This window comes from Cupriavidus pampae (genome assembly GCF_914271485.1).
Taxonomy (GTDB): domain Bacteria; phylum Pseudomonadota; class Gammaproteobacteria; order Burkholderiales; family Burkholderiaceae; genus Cupriavidus; species Cupriavidus pampae.
Genome location: NZ_CAJZAG010000007.1, coordinates 230,765 through 246,950, shown reverse-complemented (window position 1 = coordinate 246,950; position 16,186 = coordinate 230,765). Strand labels below are relative to the sequence as shown.

16 protein-coding genes are annotated in these 16,186 nt (G+C 65.8%); 8 read left to right on the top strand and 8 right to left on the bottom strand.

Annotation, left to right across the window (positions count from 1 at the left end; all coding sequences use genetic code 11):
- Window positions 1-106: 106 nt before the first annotated feature.
- The 4 genes from tilS to cysS all read right to left on the bottom strand — a co-directional run bounded on the left by tilS (window position 107) and on the right by cysS (window position 4,969).
- Complete coding sequence (tilS, locus tag LDO41_RS18755; RefSeq protein WP_223990933.1) at window positions 107-1,573, bottom strand: tRNA lysidine(34) synthetase TilS; 1,467 nt, start codon at window positions 1,571-1,573, stop codon at window positions 107-109.
- A 19-nt stretch (window positions 1,574-1,592) separates the two neighbouring features.
- The gene (locus tag LDO41_RS18750; protein WP_223990931.1) at window positions 1,593-2,564 is read right to left on the bottom strand and encodes an acetyl-CoA carboxylase carboxyltransferase subunit alpha; all 972 of its coding nucleotides are present in this window, start codon (window positions 2,562-2,564) and stop codon (window positions 1,593-1,595) included.
- A 135-nt stretch (window positions 2,565-2,699) separates the two neighbouring features.
- A complete protein-coding gene (locus tag LDO41_RS18745) occupies window positions 2,700-3,584 on the bottom strand; it encodes a DNA-3-methyladenine glycosylase family protein (RefSeq protein WP_223990929.1) in 885 nt (294 codons plus the stop codon).
- Window positions 3,581-4,969 (bottom strand): cysteine--tRNA ligase, encoded by a 1,389-nt coding sequence (cysS, locus tag LDO41_RS18740; RefSeq protein ID WP_223990927.1) that lies wholly within the window; start codon window positions 4,967-4,969, stop codon window positions 3,581-3,583. Before cysS ends, LDO41_RS18745 begins: the two co-directional genes overlap by 4 nt.
- A 124-nt stretch (window positions 4,970-5,093) precedes the next feature.
- Here cysS and LDO41_RS18735 point away from each other — a divergent pair, with 124 nt between their 5' ends.
- The 4 genes from LDO41_RS18735 to LDO41_RS18720 are packed head-to-tail and all read left to right on the top strand — an operon-like array spanning window position 5,094 to window position 7,849.
- Window positions 5,094-5,876, top strand: a complete 783-nt coding sequence (locus LDO41_RS18735; RefSeq protein WP_377741629.1) for a tetratricopeptide repeat protein — start codon at window positions 5,094-5,096, stop codon at window positions 5,874-5,876.
- Between the two features lie 15 nt (window positions 5,877-5,891).
- The gene (locus LDO41_RS18730; RefSeq protein WP_223990925.1) at window positions 5,892-6,497 is read left to right on the top strand and encodes a peptidylprolyl isomerase; all 606 of its coding nucleotides are present in this window, start codon (window positions 5,892-5,894) and stop codon (window positions 6,495-6,497) included.
- 37 nt (window positions 6,498-6,534) lie between these two features.
- On the top strand, window positions 6,535-7,035 hold the full coding sequence (locus LDO41_RS18725) for a peptidylprolyl isomerase (protein WP_223990923.1): 501 nt from the start codon (window positions 6,535-6,537) through the stop codon (window positions 7,033-7,035).
- Between the two features lie 25 nt (window positions 7,036-7,060).
- Complete coding sequence (locus LDO41_RS18720) at window positions 7,061-7,849, top strand: UDP-2,3-diacylglucosamine diphosphatase (protein WP_223990921.1); 789 nt, start codon at window positions 7,061-7,063, stop codon at window positions 7,847-7,849.
- A 31-nt stretch (window positions 7,850-7,880) separates the two neighbouring features.
- On the opposite strand, the gene cysE is transcribed toward LDO41_RS18720, so the two are convergent.
- The 3 genes from cysE to LDO41_RS18705 all read right to left on the bottom strand — a co-directional run bounded on the left by cysE (window position 7,881) and on the right by LDO41_RS18705 (window position 10,325).
- Window positions 7,881-8,624: a serine O-acetyltransferase gene (gene cysE / locus LDO41_RS18715; RefSeq protein ID WP_223990919.1), complete on the bottom strand. Its 744-nt coding sequence runs from the start codon at window positions 8,622-8,624 to the stop codon at window positions 7,881-7,883.
- 199 nt (window positions 8,625-8,823) lie between these two features.
- Window positions 8,824-9,396, bottom strand: coding sequence for a PrpF domain-containing protein (locus tag LDO41_RS18710; protein ID WP_223990917.1), 573 nt, complete (start codon window positions 9,394-9,396; stop codon window positions 8,824-8,826).
- Window positions 9,397-9,422: 26 nt separating this feature from the next.
- Window positions 9,423-10,325 (bottom strand): RNA methyltransferase, encoded by a 903-nt coding sequence (locus tag LDO41_RS18705; RefSeq protein ID WP_223990915.1) that lies wholly within the window; start codon window positions 10,323-10,325, stop codon window positions 9,423-9,425.
- A gap of 203 nt (window positions 10,326-10,528) precedes the next feature.
- Between LDO41_RS18705 and LDO41_RS18700 the strand changes: the two genes are divergently transcribed.
- The 4 genes from LDO41_RS18700 (at window position 10,529) to LDO41_RS18685 (ending at window position 15,581) form a co-directional block, all read left to right on the top strand.
- Window positions 10,529-11,362 (top strand): inositol monophosphatase family protein, encoded by an 834-nt coding sequence (locus tag LDO41_RS18700; protein WP_223990913.1) that lies wholly within the window; start codon window positions 10,529-10,531, stop codon window positions 11,360-11,362.
- An 11-nt stretch (window positions 11,363-11,373) separates the two neighbouring features.
- Window positions 11,374-11,622 (top strand): hypothetical protein, encoded by a 249-nt coding sequence (locus LDO41_RS18695; RefSeq protein WP_223990911.1) that lies wholly within the window; start codon window positions 11,374-11,376, stop codon window positions 11,620-11,622.
- Window positions 11,623-11,937: 315 nt separating this feature from the next.
- Entirely contained in the window at window positions 11,938-14,541 is a 2,604-nt protein-coding gene (mutS, locus tag LDO41_RS18690) for a DNA mismatch repair protein MutS (protein ID WP_223991402.1), read from the top strand.
- A gap of 2 nt (window positions 14,542-14,543) precedes the next feature.
- Complete coding sequence (locus tag LDO41_RS18685) at window positions 14,544-15,581, top strand: hypothetical protein (protein ID WP_223990909.1); 1,038 nt, start codon at window positions 14,544-14,546, stop codon at window positions 15,579-15,581.
- Window positions 15,582-15,653: 72 nt separating this feature from the next.
- On the opposite strand, the gene LDO41_RS18680 is transcribed toward LDO41_RS18685, so the two are convergent.
- Entirely contained in the window at window positions 15,654-16,184 is a 531-nt protein-coding gene (locus tag LDO41_RS18680; RefSeq protein ID WP_223990907.1) for an FKBP-type peptidyl-prolyl cis-trans isomerase, read from the bottom strand.
- Window positions 16,185-16,186 lie beyond the last annotated feature (2 nt).

Here is a 16,186-nt window from a genome sequence, read left to right as displayed (position 1 = left end):
GTCGACGCCAGCGATTGTGCAAAGCCCTTGAAAATACACGAACCGTGACGCTCCGGCAAGGCTAGCCCGGTATCGCAATGTGCAACGAAGTGGCGTTGGGGCGATTTCAGGGGCGCTGCGTGGGGTCAGGGACCCGTGCCGGCAACCGATCGGGCACCCACTCCACGCGCCAACGCGGCGCATGAGGAGCGTCGGGCCAGCGTCGATGCAGCCCAAGCCCGGCCGCCAGCACGAGCGTACTCCCGGCCCACAGCAATGGCAAAAACTCACGCCGCCACGCTGGCACGCCTGCTTCCTGATAAGCCTGCTTGAGCGCGCGCGCGGGCCCGCCCGGCCGCAGCACGATGCGCTCCCCACCGGCGCGCACCGCCACATGCATGGGCGCGCGCAGCACCGCCTCGGGCACGCCAAAGCTGTCGTCGCGCGTGAACCGGAACACCCCCTGCCACGCCGGCACCCTCACCTGCCCCTCGGCCTGCCAGTCCTGCCAGACGAAATCGAAAGGCTCTGGCGGGACCGACGGTGCCGGGCGGCACGCGAGCACGCTGTCGCGGAAGCGCCGCAGCACCAGCCCGTCGTGTGCGATAGCGGGTTCGCCCCCGTCATGCTCGATCAACTGCCTGCGCATCGCCGCCAGCCGCGCGGTAGTCGGGGCCTGCGTGCCGAGGTCGCGCAACCAGGTACGCAGCACCGCATCGCCGCGCGCGGGCGACAGCGCGCGCAATCCCGGCAGATCGAGTTCGGCGAACGTATCGGCATCGCGCGCGGCACGCACGATGCCCGCAAGGTCGCGCGTGGTCACGTCGTCGAGCATGCCCGCCGCCTGCGCCACATGCGCGGCGGCCTGCGCGACGCTCTCCTGCAGGCCGGGAAACGCGGCCATCAATGCCGGCAGATGACTACGCAAGGCGTTGCGCGCGAAACGGGTATCGGTGTTGGAGGGGTCTTCGATCCAGCGCAGCGCGTGGTGGCTGCAATACGCATCGATCTCGGCGCGCGGCACCTCGAGCCACGGTCGCAGCAGCTGCACGTCGCCTGCGGCATCGAGCGCGCGCATTGCCGGCATGCCCGCCAGCCCCGCCACGCCGGCGCCGCGGAACAGGCGCAGCAACACGGTCTCCACCTGGTCGTCGCGATGATGCGCGAACAGCAGCACGCGCGCATTGGCAGCGCGGCACATGCGGCCGAGCGCGTCATAACGCGCGCGCCGCGCCGCGGCCTCGATGCCCTCGCCACCCCGCCCCGCCACCTGCACGCGCTCGGTGTGCAGCGCCACGTTCCAGCCTGCGCACAGTTCCACGCAGAAGGCTTCCCAGGCATCGGCCTGTGCCTGCAGACCGTGATGAACGTGCAGCGCGACCAGCGGCAACGATAGCGTGGCCGCCGCCGCGCGCGCGGCATGCAGCAGCGCCACGGAGTCCCGGCCGCCGGACAGGGCTACCGCGATGACGCCACCGTTCGGGTGAACGATCGAAGCGTCCGTGGGCGCGGAAACAACAAAGGCCGCACTGGCTTGCACAGCCTGTGCGACCTTGTCGGTGAGGCGAGCGAACGGCAACGTAGCCGCCCTCATCCCCGTCGGCGGGCAACCATCATTCGGTCGCGCCGGTTTCCTTGAACTTGCCATACGCGAGCAGACGCTCGAGACGGCGCGCCTGCAGTTCCTTCACGCTCATGCCCTGGAACTGGCGCAGCGATTCGGCCAGCGAGCGCTTGAGCATCGTTGCCATGTTCTTCGGATCGCGATGCGCGCCACCCAGCGGCTCGCTGACGATCTTGTCGATCAGGCCGAGCGCCTTCAGACGATGCGCGGTCAGACCCAGTGCCTCGGCGGCCTCCGGTGCCTTCTCGGCGGTCTTCCACAGGATCGATGCGCAGCCTTCCGGCGAAATCACCGCATACGTCGCGAACTGGAGCATCTGCACTACATCGCCAACCGCAATCGCCAGCGCACCACCCGAACCGCCTTCGCCGATGATCGTCGCGATCAGGGGCACCTTCAGGCCGGACATCACGTACAGGTTGTGGCCAATCGCTTCCGACTGGTTGCGCTCCTCGGCGTCGATGCCCGGGAACGCGCCCGGCGTATCGACAAACGTGAAGATCGGCAGACCGAACTTGTCCGCCAGTTCCATCAGGCGCTTGGCCTTGCGATAGCCTTCCGGCTTGGACATGCCGAAGTTGCGCAGCGCGCGCTCCTTCGTGTCACGGCCCTTCTGGTGGCCGATGACCATGCATGCCTGGCCGTTGAAGCGCGCCATGCCGCCCACGATCGACAGATCGTCCGCAAACGAGCGGTCGCCATGCAGCTCGTGAAAATCGGTAAAGATCTCCCGCACATAGTCGAGCGTGTACGGACGCTGCGGGTGACGGGCGATTTGCGCAACCTGCCAGGGCGACAGGTTGGCGTAGATATCTTTGGTGAGCTGCTGGCTCTTGCCAGCCAGCCGCGAAATCTCTTCGGAAATATCGACTGCCGAATCGTCCTGCACAAAGCGCAGTTCTTCGATTTTTGCCTCGAGCTCGGCGATTGGCTGTTCGAAATCCAGGAAGGTGGTTTTCATAGAAACGCGGACCTGTCTGTGAAGGGGCGCATTCTACCGGAAAAAAGTCCCCGGCCGACCGCCCCGAAAGTTGAACGTTCTACACTTTCCGGCAAAATTTCCACGTCATATGTGGTTCAACCCTGTGCCAAACGTCTAATACGTCACCGGCAACGGATCGAGACTCCGCCACATATACCAGGTAGCCACCGTGCGCCACGGCTCCCAGTTGGCGGCCACTTCACGTGCCTCGCTACGGGTTACCGGCTCGCCACTGAAGTAATTGGCGGAGATCGCATTGATCAGGCCAACGTCGTCGAGCGGCAGCACGTTCGGGCGCATCAGGTTGAACATCAGGAACATTTCCGCGGTCCAGCGCCCAATGCCGCGAATCTGGGTGAGCTCGGCGATCACCGCCTCGTCCTCCATCGCAGCCCACTCATTGACATGGACGCGTCCGGCCTTGAAATGTTCTGACAAATCGATGATGTATTCCGCCTTGCGCCGCGACAACCCGCAGCTGGCCAGCTGCTCGTTGCCGGCCTTGAGGAACTGGCTCGGTGTCAGGCGCGGGCACATCGCGGCCAAGCGATCCCAGACCGCCTGCGCGGCCTTGACCGAGATCTGCTGCCCGACCACCGAGCGCGCCAGCGTGACGAACGGATCGTCGCGCGAAGTCAGGTGCGCGGGGCCGTAGGTCGGAATCATCTTGCGCAGGATGCGGTCGCGCTTCATCAGGTCCGCGCAGGCTTCATCCCAATACGCGGGACGCATCGCATCGACGACCGTCTCCACCGGGATGGGCATGCCCTCGGCTTCCGGTAACACGGGCTTGGACGCGCGCGCGCCCTTCCCCGCCGCACCGGTCTTGGCTGGCGCCTTCTCGGCGGTCAATTTGGCGGGCACCTTCGCGGGCAACTTGGCGGGCGCCTTGCCTGCGACCTTGGTGGCTGCCTTGGTAGCCGTCTTGGCAACGACCTTGGCTTCGCCCTTGCTCGCGGACTTGGCCGTTGCCGTGGGCTTGCGCGCGGCAGCGTTCAAGCACGCCTCCACTCGGTCACGCCACCCGGCTTGTCCTCGAGCACCACGCCCGCCTCGAGCAGTTCCGCGCGCACGCGGTCCGCCTCGGCAAAGTTGCGCTCGGCCTTGGCCGTCTTGCGCGCGGCGATGCGCGCCTCGATCTCGTCCGGCGACAGGCCGTCGGCTACGTGACCACCCTGCAGGAACGTATGCGGATCGCGCTCGAGCAGCCCCAGCGTGCCGGCCAGTGCCTTGAGCTGGCGCGCGGCCAGCGTCGAGCCCGTACGATTGACCTCGCTGGCGAGGTCGAACAGCACCGACATCGCGATCGGCGTGTTGAAGTCGTCGCTCATCGCGTCCGCAAAGCGCTTCGCGTGCGGCTCGTCCCAATCCACCGCGCAACCGCCCGGCTGCGTTTCCTTCAGCGCCGTGTACAGACGCGTCAGCGCGCCACGCGCATCGTCAAGGTGGGCATCGCTGTAGTTCAGCGGGCTGCGATAGTGCGCGCGCAGGATGAAGAAGCGCACGACTTCCGCGTCGTACTGCTTGAGCACCTCGCGGATCGTGAAGAAATTGCCGAGCGACTTCGACATCTTCTCGTCGTTCACGCGCACAAACCCGTTGTGCATCCACAGGTTGACGAACGGCTTGCCGCTCGCGCCCTCGGACTGCGCAATCTCGTTCTCGTGATGCGGGAACTGCAGATCGGCACCGCCGCCGTGAATGTCGAAATGCTCGCCCAGCAGCGTGCAGCTCATGGCCGAGCATTCGATGTGCCAGCCCGGACGCCCGGTGCCCCACTTCGACGTCCACTTGGTCTCGGGCGGCTCGGATTCCTTCGCGGATTTCCACAACACGAAGTCGAGCGGATCCTGCTTGGCGTCGTTGGCCGACACGCGCTCGCCCGCACGCAGGTCCTCGAGCGACTTGCCCGACAACTTGCCGTAGCCCTGGAACTTGCGCACCGAATAATTGACGTCGCCGTCGCTGGCCTGATACGCCAGGCCATTGGCCTCGAGCTTCTCGATCAGGTTCAGCATCTGCGGCACGTAGTCCGTGGCGCGCGGCTCGTGGTCGGGACGAATGATGCCCAGCGCGGCCGCATCCTCGTGCATGTACTGGATGAAACGCGTGGTCAGCTGGCCGATGGTCTCGCCATTCTCGGCCGCGCGGCGGATGATCTTGTCGTCGATGTCCGTGATGTTCTGCACGTACGTGACGTCATACCCCGCGGCGCGCAGCCAGCGATGCACCATGTCGAACACCACCATCACGCGCGCGTGGCCGACGTGACAGTAATCGTAAACGGTCATGCCGCACACATACATGCGGACCTTGCCCGGTTCGATTGGCACGAAAGGCTGCTTCTCACGCGCGAGCGTGTTGTAGATGTTCAGTTGCTGCATGAAGGAAAGTAGGTGGTGAAACCGCGGGACCTGCGTAGAGGCGCCTATCTTACCGGAACGGCCTTGTACGGGGGGACCGCCGCCCTTTGCTAGAATGCCGCGGAGTATAACGGACCGCACATACATGAGCCTGCCTCTGCCTACCTCGACCGTCGGTCGCCACCCTGCCGTGGCGCGCGCGTTGTCGCGCCTGCCGACGTGTCCCTCGTCGCGGCGCTTGCCTCGCGCGCCCGTGGCGATGCTGGCCGCCACGCTGGCCCTGCTGGCGGCCTTCGCCGCCCAGCCCGCCATGGCACAGAACGGACCGCTCTCGCTGACACCCCCGCCCGCCCAGCCCACCGGCCCGCAGTCGAAGGACCCCGGCATGGTGCCGGCCGAAAAGGCCGTGCGCGAGAAGCGCTACGGCGATGCGGTGGAAGCGTTCGACCGCGTGCTGGCATCCAATCCGCGCAACGCGCAGGCACGTTTCCAGCGTGCCTGGGCACTGGCCCAGTCCGGCCGCGAGGACGAAGCGCAGCGCGCGTTTGCCGAGATGGCGCAGGACTTCCCCGAACTGCCGGAGCCGCACAACAACCTGGCATTGCTGTACGCCAAGCGCGGCGACCTCAAGCGCGCCGAATCCGAACTGCAGCTCGCGATCGAGGCCCGCCCCGACTTCGCGATCGCCTATACGAATCTTGGCGATGTGTACCGCCGCATGGCCGAACAGGCCTACCGCGATGCGCTGCGCCGCAACCCGGGCGACGCGCGCGCGACTGATGCACTGCGGCATGTGCGTGAGGATTCGGCCACGGATGCCGCGGCCACCCCCGCCACGCCGGCCTCGGCACCAGCCGCCGCGCCGGCCGTCAAGTCTCCCTCGAAGTCGTCCCGGAAACCGGCCACCGGCAAGTCGGATAATCGTTAAATCGGAGTCAAGTTCATGAGCGTTTCCCGTCGTATCGTTTTGGCCGGCCTCGCGGCCGCCGCCGTCGCCCTCTCCCCGTTTGCCGCGTTCGCGCAGGGCGCGCCGGCCGCCGCCACGCAGAAGACCGAACGCGTGCAGTTCGTCACGAACAAGGGCAATTTCACCATCGAGGTGTATCCCGATGCCGCCCCGAAGACCGTGGCCAACTTCCTCGAGTACGTGCGCAGTGGCTTCTATAGCGGCACCATCTTCCACCGTGTGATCAACGGCTTCATGGTGCAGGGAGGCGGCTTCGACCGCGACATGAAGGAAAAACCGACGCGCGCGCCGATTCCGCTCGAATCCCAGAACGGCCTGAAGAACAAGGTCGGCACGGTGGCGATGGCGCGGACTTCGGATCCGAATTCGGCCACGGCCCAGTTCTTCGTCAATGTGGTGGATAATTCGAACCTCGACTACCCGCAGCCCGACGGCAACGGGTACGCCGTTTTTGGCAAGGTGGTGGATGGCATGGATACGATCGAGAAGATCAAGACCACGCCGACCACGGCCTATGGCTCGATGCGCAACGTCCCGGCCGCGCCGGTCGTGATCGAATCGGCCACCATCGTCACCAAGTAATGCCGGCCGTGCCGGAGACTACGAACAGAGGAATACCATGACCAAAGTCCAACTGCAGACCAACCAGGGCAACATCGTCATCGAACTCGACGACGAAAAGGCACCCAAGAGCGTGGAGAACTTCCTCGCCTACGTGCGCAAGGGTCACTACGACAACACGATCTTCCATCGCGTGATCAAGAACTTCATGGTCCAGGGCGGCGGTTTCGAGCCGGGCATGAAGCAAAAGGACACCGACGCGCCGATCGACAACGAAGCGTCCAACGGCCTCAAGAACGAGCGCTATACGGTGGCGATGGCACGTACCAACGCGCCCCACTCGGCGACCGCCCAGTTCTTCATCAACGTGGTGGACAACGACTTCCTGAACTTCACCGCGCCCACGCCGCAAGGTTTCGGCTACGCCGTGTTCGGCAAGGTGACCGAAGGCACCGACATCGTCGATACGATCAAGGCCGTGCGTACGGGCAGCTCGGGCTTCCATCAGGACGTGCCGCTCGAGGACGTCGTGATCCAGAAGGCCGTGGTGCTCGAGTAATCGACGCCCTAGCCTCCTGACAATCTTGCAAGTATCGTCATCGGACCTGCTTGATTTCACGCCGGTGGCCGCACCGATCGAGGTGCCGGCACCGGCGTGGTTCGTTTCGGATCTTCATCTGACCGAGAACATGCGGCGCACGCGCGCCGCGTTCGAGCGCCTGCTCGATCGTGCCGCCGCGAATGCGCGCGCACTGTTCATCCTCGGCGATTTCTTTGAATTCTGGGTGGGCGACGACGCGCTGGACCGGCCGTTCGCGCGCGATGTCGCGCAGCTGCTGCGGCGTCTGTCCGCATGCGGCGTACCCGTCTACCTGATGCACGGCAACCGCGACTTTCTGCTCGGCCAGCGCTTTGCGGACGCGGCGGGCGCGACGTTGCTGCCTGATCCCACGGTAGTCATCTGCGGTGGCCAGCGCGTGGCGCTGAGTCATGGCGACATGCTGTGCCTCGACGACGAACGCTATAACCGCTTCCGGATGTGGACACGCAAGCGCTGGGTACAGCGATCGTTCCTGGCGCTGCCGCTGGCGATGCGGTTAGCGGTGGCGCGCCGCCTGCGCGCGGACAGCGAAGCCGGCCGCACGCATCAGATCATGTATGGCGATGCGACCCCGGCGGCGGTCGAGGCATTACTCGCCGCCACCGGCACGCACACGGTCGTGCACGGCCATACGCATCGTCCCGCGCATCATCAGCACGGCGAGAACGATCGCTGGGTCCTCACCGACTGGGACCTCGACACGCGCAACCCGCGCGCCGCAGTGCTGCAGCTGGACGCGAACGGCTTTAGCGAACTGACGCAGGCCGACTGACCCGCGCCTCTGCTTCACCCTTACTGCACCCCTACTTCATCAGGCTGCGTAGCTCGCTCGCATCGAAGCGATCGTTCGGCGTGTTCTCGAGGTGCTCGCCCAGCCGATCGAGCGCGGCCAGCACGGCCTTGATGCGATCGTCCTGTTGCGCGGCATTGTCGATCAGGCTCTTGAGCGCCAGCGACACCGGATCGTCCGCATTGGGCGTAATGCCGTAGGCCGAGAACTCCTGCTTGGCGCCCTGCTGCTGCGTGGGTGCATCGGGCAGGATGATCCGCGCCGGAATTCCCACCGCGGTCGCGCCCGGCGGCACCGGCTTGAGCACCACCGCGTTCGATCCCACGCGCGCTCCGGCGCCCACCTCGAAGCCCCCGAGCACCTTCGCGCCCGCGCTGACCACCACGCCGGGTCCCAGCGTCGGATGACGCTTCTGGCCCTTGTAGAGCGACGTGCCGCCGAGCGTCACGCCCTGATAGATCGTGCAATCGTCGCCGATCTCGGCGGTCTCGCCGATCACCACACCCATGCCGTGATCGATAAACACGCGACGTCCCATGCGGACCGCCGGATGAATCTCGATGCCCGTGAAAAAGCGTGCCCAGTGGGAAATCCAGCGGCCCAGCCAATGCAGACCCGCGCGCCAGCAGCAATGCGCGACCCGGTGAAACAGCACGGCATGGAGACCCGGATAGCAGGTCAGCACCTCCAGGCGGCTGCGCGCGGCAGGGTCGCGCAGCATGATCGAATCGATATCTTCCTTCAGGCGAGTGAACATCTTTGTCTTGTCGTGATGCCAGGCCGTGCGCCGCGCGGCAGGCGGCGCCATATGAAAAAGGCGCCGATGCGGGCAGTCGCCGGCATGATCGTTGGCCGGGGGATTGACGGCCAGGGTCAGCGAGGGATCAGGGAGTGTAAGAGATTTGCCAGTCCGACGCCGGGCCCTGACGCCGTCAGGGACATTCGCGCATGCGCGCTCAACATCGCTCCGGCACGTGCACGATTCCGGTCATCAGGCGTCGCGCGCTGTGGTGCACGACCTCGGGCGGGTCCTGATAGGCGAGCACGATTTCCGCGCACGGAAACGGCACGCCGTCTTCATTGAACTCGCCCGACTCCACCGGATGGCCATTGCGGCACGGGACCTGGGAATGGATGGCCTGGCCGGCATTGACGTGCCAGATGCGCACGGTGGCGGCGCCATCGCGTGCGGGCACAAAGCCGCGCCAGATGGCGAACGGGCCGGCCGCCGCGACCAGATCGCCGCAGTTGGCGGTCCAGTCGATTCGCGCGGTATCCACGGACACCGCGCCAAAGTGAAACTCGATATCGCAACCGTCGCGCCGCGACGCGCGTACCAGTGCCACCATGCTGGTGCTTGCGGTGGCGCCGCCCATGCCGTCGGCATGGCGGGCATAGGGGTCCGGCGACCCGATCACGCGCAGCAGCAGCGCATCACGGGCCTCGGCGTCCTTCGGCAGGTCGTCCGCCAGAAAGAACATGCCTTTGCTCGTGCCGCCTCGCATGTAGTACGCCGGAATCTCCGCCACGCTCGTCGCTCCTCTACTGTTCCACCCTACTGGTTCCGCTGTGGGTTCTGTTCTTGTGGGTCCTGCCCGGCATCGTCCTGACTACCCCGCTCTCCAACCCGCAGCATATGTCGGGCGACGCCGCGCAGGATGTTGACCTCCTCGCGCTCGAGCCCGCTGCGAGCCAGCAGACGCCGCAGGCGCGGCATCAGCTTGCGCGGGTTGTCCGGGTCGAGAAAGCCGATGGCGACCAGGCCCGTCTGCAGATGATCGAACATCGATTCGATCTGCTCCGCGGTGGCGGGCTCCCCAGCATAGCCGATATTGAGCGCACCGTGCGCCACTGCAACCGGGGTCGGCGCCGCGTCCAGCAGCGCGAGGCGCATCTCGTAGGCGATCAGCTGCACGGCCTGCGCGAGGTTCAGCGATGCATAGGCCGGGTTGGCGGGAATATGCGTGACCGCCGAGCATCGCTCCACCACGTCGTTGGGCAGGCCATAGCGCTCGTTTCCGAAGACGAAGGCCACGTCGGACGTGGCCGCGCTGCCCAGCACCGAGCCAGCCTGCATGGCGGCGTCGCGCGGCAGCAGCCGCGGCGGCCCGAATTCGCGCTGACGCGCGGTCATGGCGATGGTCAGCGCCGCGCCCGCCAGCGCGGGCTCGATGCTATCCACGATGCGCGCACGGGCCAGCACGTCGTCGGCCCCGCTGGCCATGGCGATCGCATCGGGGTGGTTCAGCACATCCGGTTCACGCGGCGACACCAGTACCAGGCTGCCCGGCGTGTCCCCAAACCCCATCGTCTTGATCGCGCGCGCCACCGAGCCGACGTTGCCGGGATGGCTCGTTTCCACGAGCACAAAGCGGACGCGGCCGAAAATGTCGGATGCGGCACGCTCGCCACCCGAAGCGGGGACAGATTGGGACGAGGATTGTGTTTCTGAGTTCATGTAGGCAAATAAGGAGGCGCATCTGCCCCGTGTGTCATCGGCTGGCTTCCTATACAATGCAGCCTTCATTGCCGACGCGGCCGCATGGCCGCGTTTCCGTTCTTCGACAATTCGTTGTGTTGCCGCCGTGCTGCTTTCGTGCCGCTGCCGCGTTTCTCTCATGAAACCGGAGCGCGGCGATCCGCGCCGGCCAGGAGAGATTTATGCATCCGATGCTCAATATCGCCGTCAAGGCGGCCCGCAAGGCGGGTTCCATCATCAATCGCGCGTCCATCGACGTCGATCTGGTCCGCGTTACGCGCAAGCAACACAACGATTTCGTGACCGAGGTAGACCGCGCCGCCGAGGCCGCGATCATCGAGATCATCCGCACCGCCTACCCGGAGCACGCCATTCTAGCGGAAGAGTCGGGCCAGTCCTGGTCCGAAGGCGAGCTGACCGACCACGAATACACCTGGGTCATCGACCCGCTCGACGGCACCACCAACTTCATCCACGGCTTTCCGCAGTATGCGGTGTCCATCGGCCAACTGCACAAGGGTCAGCCCGTGCAGGCCGTGGTCTACGACCCGACGCGCGATGAACTGTTCACCGCGACCAAGGGCGCCGGCGCCTTCCTGAACAACCGCCGTATCCGCGTGACCCGCCGCGACAAGCTGGCCGATTGCCTGATCGGCACGGGCTTCCCGTTCCGTGACCTCGAAGGCATGGAGGAATACCTCGAAATGTTCGCGCTGATGACGCGCAGCTGCGCAGGCCTGCGCCGCCCCGGTGCCGCCGCGCTGGACCTGGCTTACGTGGCCTGCGGCCGTCTGGACGGCTTCTTCGAACGCGGCCTCAAGCCGTGGGACATGGCCGCCGGCAACCTGCTGATCACCGAAGCAGGCGGCCTCGTGGGCAACTATGCCGGCGAAGCGCGCCAGATCGAACAAGGCGAAATCCTCGCCGGCAACCCGAAGGCCTTCGCCCAGATGGTCCGCCTGCTGGCGCCGTACTCGCTGGACAACGCCAAGCCGACCAAGCCCGCCGCAATCTGACAGATCCCAGCATGGAAAACAACGCCACCGCTCATATGGCGATCATTCAGGCGCACCGGGAGATGCTGTCTCTCGCGTTCGCCCTGATCGCCCGCGACAGCAAACGCGACCTCGACGGCCTGCTCACGGCGCTTGCCGAAGCGGGACGCAACGCGCTGACCTCCCCGAATATTCCCGACGAAGTGCCGGAAGTATTCAGCGCGGAAGTCCTGGCAGTACTCACCAGCGCGAAGAAGCTGACCGCTCCTCGCCCCGAGTAACCCGCCCCGAGTAACGTTTCTCTCGCAAAAGTCCGGCACAGGATCAAGGCACAAGGCGCGGCACGCAGTAAAATGCGCGTTTGCGTCGGCGGCTCGTCACATCGTTGTGCGAGCCGCCGCCCAACCTGAACGACAGGCGGCGTGTCATGCGCTGCCCGAGAGGAATGCATGTCTGCTGAAGCCCTATCCCAACGCAACGACGACCGCGCTGATGCGCCCGGCGAAACTGGCCACGGGGCTGTGGAAGCCGCGGCGAATGATGGCCGGCAGGTAGCGCCGGCAAAGGGCAAACCGGCGCCCGAGAAGCACACGCCCATGATGCTGCAGTATCTGGGTCTGAAAGCCGATCATCCGGACACGCTGCTGTTCTATCGGATGGGCGATTTCTACGAGCTGTTTCACGACGATGCCGAAAAGGCCGCGCGGCTGCTCGATATCACGCTGACCTCGCGCGGGCAGTCAGCCGGCGTGCCGATCCGCATGGCCGGCATCCCATTCCACTCGGTGGACCAGTACCTCGCCAAGCTCGTGAAGCTCGGCGAATCCGTTGCGATCTGCGAGCAGATCGGCGATCCGGCGACGAGCAAGGGTCCGGTCGAGCGCAAGGTCGTGCGCATCGTCACGCCCGGCACGTTGACCGATGCCGCCCTGCTGCCGGACAAGGTCGACACCTTCCTGATGGCCGTGCACCAGCAGACCACACGCCGCGGCGTAAGCAAGACGGGTCTGGCATGGCTGAACCTCGCCAGCGGCGAGCTGCGCCTGATGGAATGCGATGCCGCACAACTCGCGCGCGAACTCGAACGGATTCGTCCGGCCGAACTGCTGCACGCCGATGGCATCGACCTGCCGCCACTCACATGTGCCCGCACGCGCCTGCCCGAATGGCATTTTGATCAGGACGCGGGCACGCGCCGCCTGCGCGAGCAGATCGGCGTGGCAAGCCTCGAACCGTTCGGCTGCGCGGGCCTCGGCGCCGCGCTCGGCGCCGCCGGCGCCCTGCTCAACTACGCGGCCACCACGCAGGGCCAGTCCCTGCGCCACGTACAAGGCGTGCTGGTCGAACGCGAAACGGAGTTCGTCGGCCTCGACACCGCGACGCGCCGCAACCTCGAACTGACGGAGACCCTGCGTGGCGGCGAATCGCCGACGCTGTTCTCGCTGCTCGATACCTGCGCCACCACGATGGGCAGCCGCGCGCTGCGCCATTGGCTCCATCATCCGCTACGCGATGCGGCCATTCCGCAGGCACGTCAGCAGGCAATCGGCGCGCTGATCTCGCAAGGCCCCGACCGTGTGCGCATCGTGCTGCGCCGGCTGGCCGACGTGGAACGCATCACCTCGCGACTCGCACTGCTGTCCGCGCGCCCACGCGACCTGTCGTCGCTGCGGGACACGCTGCGCGCGCTGCCCGAGGTGCAAGCCAGCGTCACGCTCGATGACAACGCCCCGCTGCTGACGCAGACCGTGAGCGATCTGGGCGTACCGCAGGATTGCCTGGACCTGCTCGTACGCGCCGTGGCCGACGAGCCGTCTACCGTCGTGCGCGATGGCGGCGTGATCGCGCGCGGCTACGATGCGGACCTCGACGAGCTGCGCGATATCTCCGAGAACTGCGGCCAGTTCCTCATCGACCTGGAGACGCGCGAACGCGCGCGCACCGGCATCGCCAATCTGCGCGTGGAATACAACCGCGTGCACGGCTTCTATATCGAGGTCACCAACGGCCAGGCCGACAAGGTGCCCGACGACTATCGCCGCCGCCAGACGCTGAAGAACGCCGAGCGCTACATCACGCCGGAACTGAAGACGTTCGAGGACAAGGCGCTGTCCGCGCAGGACCGCGCGCTCGCCCGCGAGAAGCTGCTGTACGACGCGCTGCTCCAGCAACTGCTGCCGCATATCGGTAGCCTGCAGCGCGTGGCCGTGGCCCTTGCGCGCCTCGACGTGATCGCCGCGCTTGCCGAACGCGCGCAGACGCTCGACTGGACCCAGCCCGAACGCGTCGGCGAAAACGTGATCGACATCGTGCAGGGCCGTCACCCCGTGGTCGAAGGTCAGCTTGCCGCGGAATCTGTCGCGTTTATCGCCAACGACGCGCAATTGAACGAAGCCCGCAAACTGCTGCTGATCACCGGCCCGAACATGGGCGGTAAGTCGACATTCATGCGCCAGACCGCGCTGATCGTGCTGCTGGCATGCGTGGGCGCCTGGGTGCCGGCACGCCGCGCGGTCATCGGTCCGATCGATCGCATATTCACGCGTATCGGCGCGGCCGACGATCTGGCCGGCGGTCGTTCGACCTTTATGGTGGAAATGACCGAAGCGGCCGGCATCCTGCATCACGCCACGCCGTCGAGCCTCGTGCTGATGGATGAGATCGGCCGCGGCACCTCAACGTTCGACGGTCTGGCGCTGGCATGGGCCATTGCGCGCTATCTGCTGTCGCACAACCGCAGCCACACGCTGTTCGCCACGCACTACTTCGAACTCACGCAACTGCCACAGGAATTCCCGCAGGCCGCCAACGTGCATCTGTCGGCGGTGGAGCATGGCGACGGCATCGTGTTCCTGCACGCGGTGCAGGACGGCCCCGCCAGCCAGAGCTATGGCCTGCAGGTGGCGCAACTGGCGGGCGTGCCGCAACCGGTCATCCGCGCCGCGCGCAAGCACCTCGCGTGGCTGGAGCAGCAATCGGCGGACGCTACGCCGACGCCGCAACTCGATCTGTTCGCCGCACCGGCCACGCCGCCGGATGATGAGGCAGATGATGAAGGTCTGACTGCCGGCACCGCCGTATCGGCGTCGCATGCCGCCGCGCTCGGCGCTCTGGTCGACCTCGATCCCGATAGTCTGACCCCACGCGATGCGCTCGACGCGCTGTACCGCCTCAAGGCCCTGGCCGAGGGCAACGCCTGATCATGACTGCAGCACGGTTCGTCCTGCCGTTCGCGCTGACCTTGGCGCTCGCGCTCTTGACATCGACGATACCCGCACAGGCCGCCAGCACCTCGAAGGTCACGCCGCCGCCGACACCGACCGTCAAACCGCTGCGCATCGCGCTGCTCGCGGACGTGCCGCAATGGGTCGCCGCTGAAACGGACACCACCACGCTGCTCAACCAACTGGGCAATCGTCAGATCGATCTGGTGGTCCATGCGGGCGGCATCAAGGGCGATACCGAATCGTGCGGAGACGCCCTGCTCGCCGCGCGCGAACGCCTGCTTGACGACTCGCCGGTGCCGCTGCTCTACGTGCCTGGGGAGACCGACTGGGCCGAATGCCAGCAGCCGGTCAACGGCCAGTTCGATGCGGTGGAACGCCTCAACCGGCTGCGTGAACTGTTCTTCCCGGCCGACGCCACCCTGGGCCGACGCACGTTGCCGGTGGTACGCCAGTCGGATCAGGCGTTGTTCCGCAGCTATCGCGAAAACGCGCGCCTCGTCGTCGGCAATGTGCTCGTGGTCGGACTGAATCTACCCGGCGACAACAACCACTATCGCACCGAGGGCGGCCGCAACAGCGAGTTCGAGGATCGCCGCGAGGCCAACCGCCAATGGCTGGCGCGCGCGTTTTCGGTAGCCGATCAGCGCAACCTCGCGGGCGTCATCGTCATCGTTCACGGCGATCCGCAGTTCAACAACGGCTGGGAAAAACGCGGCCGCCCATCGATTTTCGATGGCTTCCTGCGCCACGGTTCGCGCGACGGCTATGTCGAGTTCAAGAGACAGCTACGCGAACTGACCACGCACTTCGATGGCCAGGTGTTGCTCGTGCACGCGAGCCTCGGCGGCTTCAGCGTCGACAAGCCGCTGCGCGACAACGCCAGCAAGGTCATCGGCAACTTCACGCGTGTCTCGCTACCGGTGGGCACCCCTACGCAATGGACCGAACTGATGGTGACGCCAGGCACGCGCTCGGTGTTCCAAGTGCGGCTTCAGGACGGCCCCAAAGATTGAATCGAGGCCAAATCAGGACGACAAAAAAGCCGGCGATCAGCCGGCTTTTTTGTGGTGCGATCCGAGTGGATCTCAGTGCAGCGTGTGACGGCCGTTGTCGTCGTCTTCGTCTTCATCGACGACTTCAACGCCCGACGCGCCATGCGCATGACCATGTTCGATTTCGTCGGCGGTTGCCTCGCGGACGTCAGACACCTTGAGCGAGAAGCGCAGTGCCATGCCGGCCAGCGGATGGTTGCCGTCGAGCACGATCTTGTCTTCGGCGACATCGGTCACCGTGTAGATGATGGAGTCGTCCTCATCGCCGTCCTCAGGCACGCCTTCGAACTGCATGCCGACTTCGAGCGGCTCGGGAAAACGATCGCGCGCCTCCACCTTCACGAGCTCCGCATCATAGTCACCGAACGCATCCTCGGGCTCGAGCTGCAGTTCCGTTTCGAAACCTGCTTCGTGGCCGTCGAGCGCTTCCTCGATCTTGGGGAACGTGCCATCATAGCCGCCGTGCAGGTAGACCATCGGCTCATCCGACTCTTCGATCAGATTGCCCTGCCCGTCCGAGAGCTTGTACCCCACGGACACCACCGTGTTCTTAGCGATTTTCAATT

Bases quoted from the DNA above. Each gene is read 5' to 3' on its own strand.
- tilS (WP_223990933.1), bottom strand. From the start codon at position 1,573: ATGAGGGCGGCTACGTTGCCGTTCGCTCGCCTCACCGACAAGGTCGCA.
- LDO41_RS18730 (WP_223990925.1), top strand. From the start codon at position 5,892: ATGAGCGTTTCCCGTCGTATCGTTTTGGCCGGCCTCGCGGCCGCCGCC.
- cysS (WP_223990927.1), bottom strand. From the start codon at position 4,969: ATGCAGCAACTGAACATCTACAACACGCTCGCGCGTGAGAAGCAGCCT.
- LDO41_RS18725 (WP_223990923.1), top strand. From the start codon at position 6,535: ATGACCAAAGTCCAACTGCAGACCAACCAGGGCAACATCGTCATCGAA.
- LDO41_RS18735 (WP_377741629.1), top strand. From the start codon at position 5,094: ATGAGCCTGCCTCTGCCTACCTCGACCGTCGGTCGCCACCCTGCCGTG.
- LDO41_RS18750 (WP_223990931.1), bottom strand. From the start codon at position 2,564: ATGAAAACCACCTTCCTGGATTTCGAACAGCCAATCGCCGAGCTCGAG.
- LDO41_RS18695 (WP_223990911.1), top strand. From the start codon at position 11,374: ATGGAAAACAACGCCACCGCTCATATGGCGATCATTCAGGCGCACCGG.
- cysE (WP_223990919.1), bottom strand. From the start codon at position 8,624: ATGTTCACTCGCCTGAAGGAAGATATCGATTCGATCATGCTGCGCGAC.
- LDO41_RS18705 (WP_223990915.1), bottom strand. From the start codon at position 10,325: ATGAACTCAGAAACACAATCCTCGTCCCAATCTGTCCCCGCTTCGGGT.
- mutS (WP_223991402.1), top strand. From the start codon at position 11,938: ATGATGCTGCAGTATCTGGGTCTGAAAGCCGATCATCCGGACACGCTG.
- LDO41_RS18685 (WP_223990909.1), top strand. From the start codon at position 14,544: ATGACTGCAGCACGGTTCGTCCTGCCGTTCGCGCTGACCTTGGCGCTC.
- LDO41_RS18700 (WP_223990913.1), top strand. From the start codon at position 10,529: ATGCATCCGATGCTCAATATCGCCGTCAAGGCGGCCCGCAAGGCGGGT.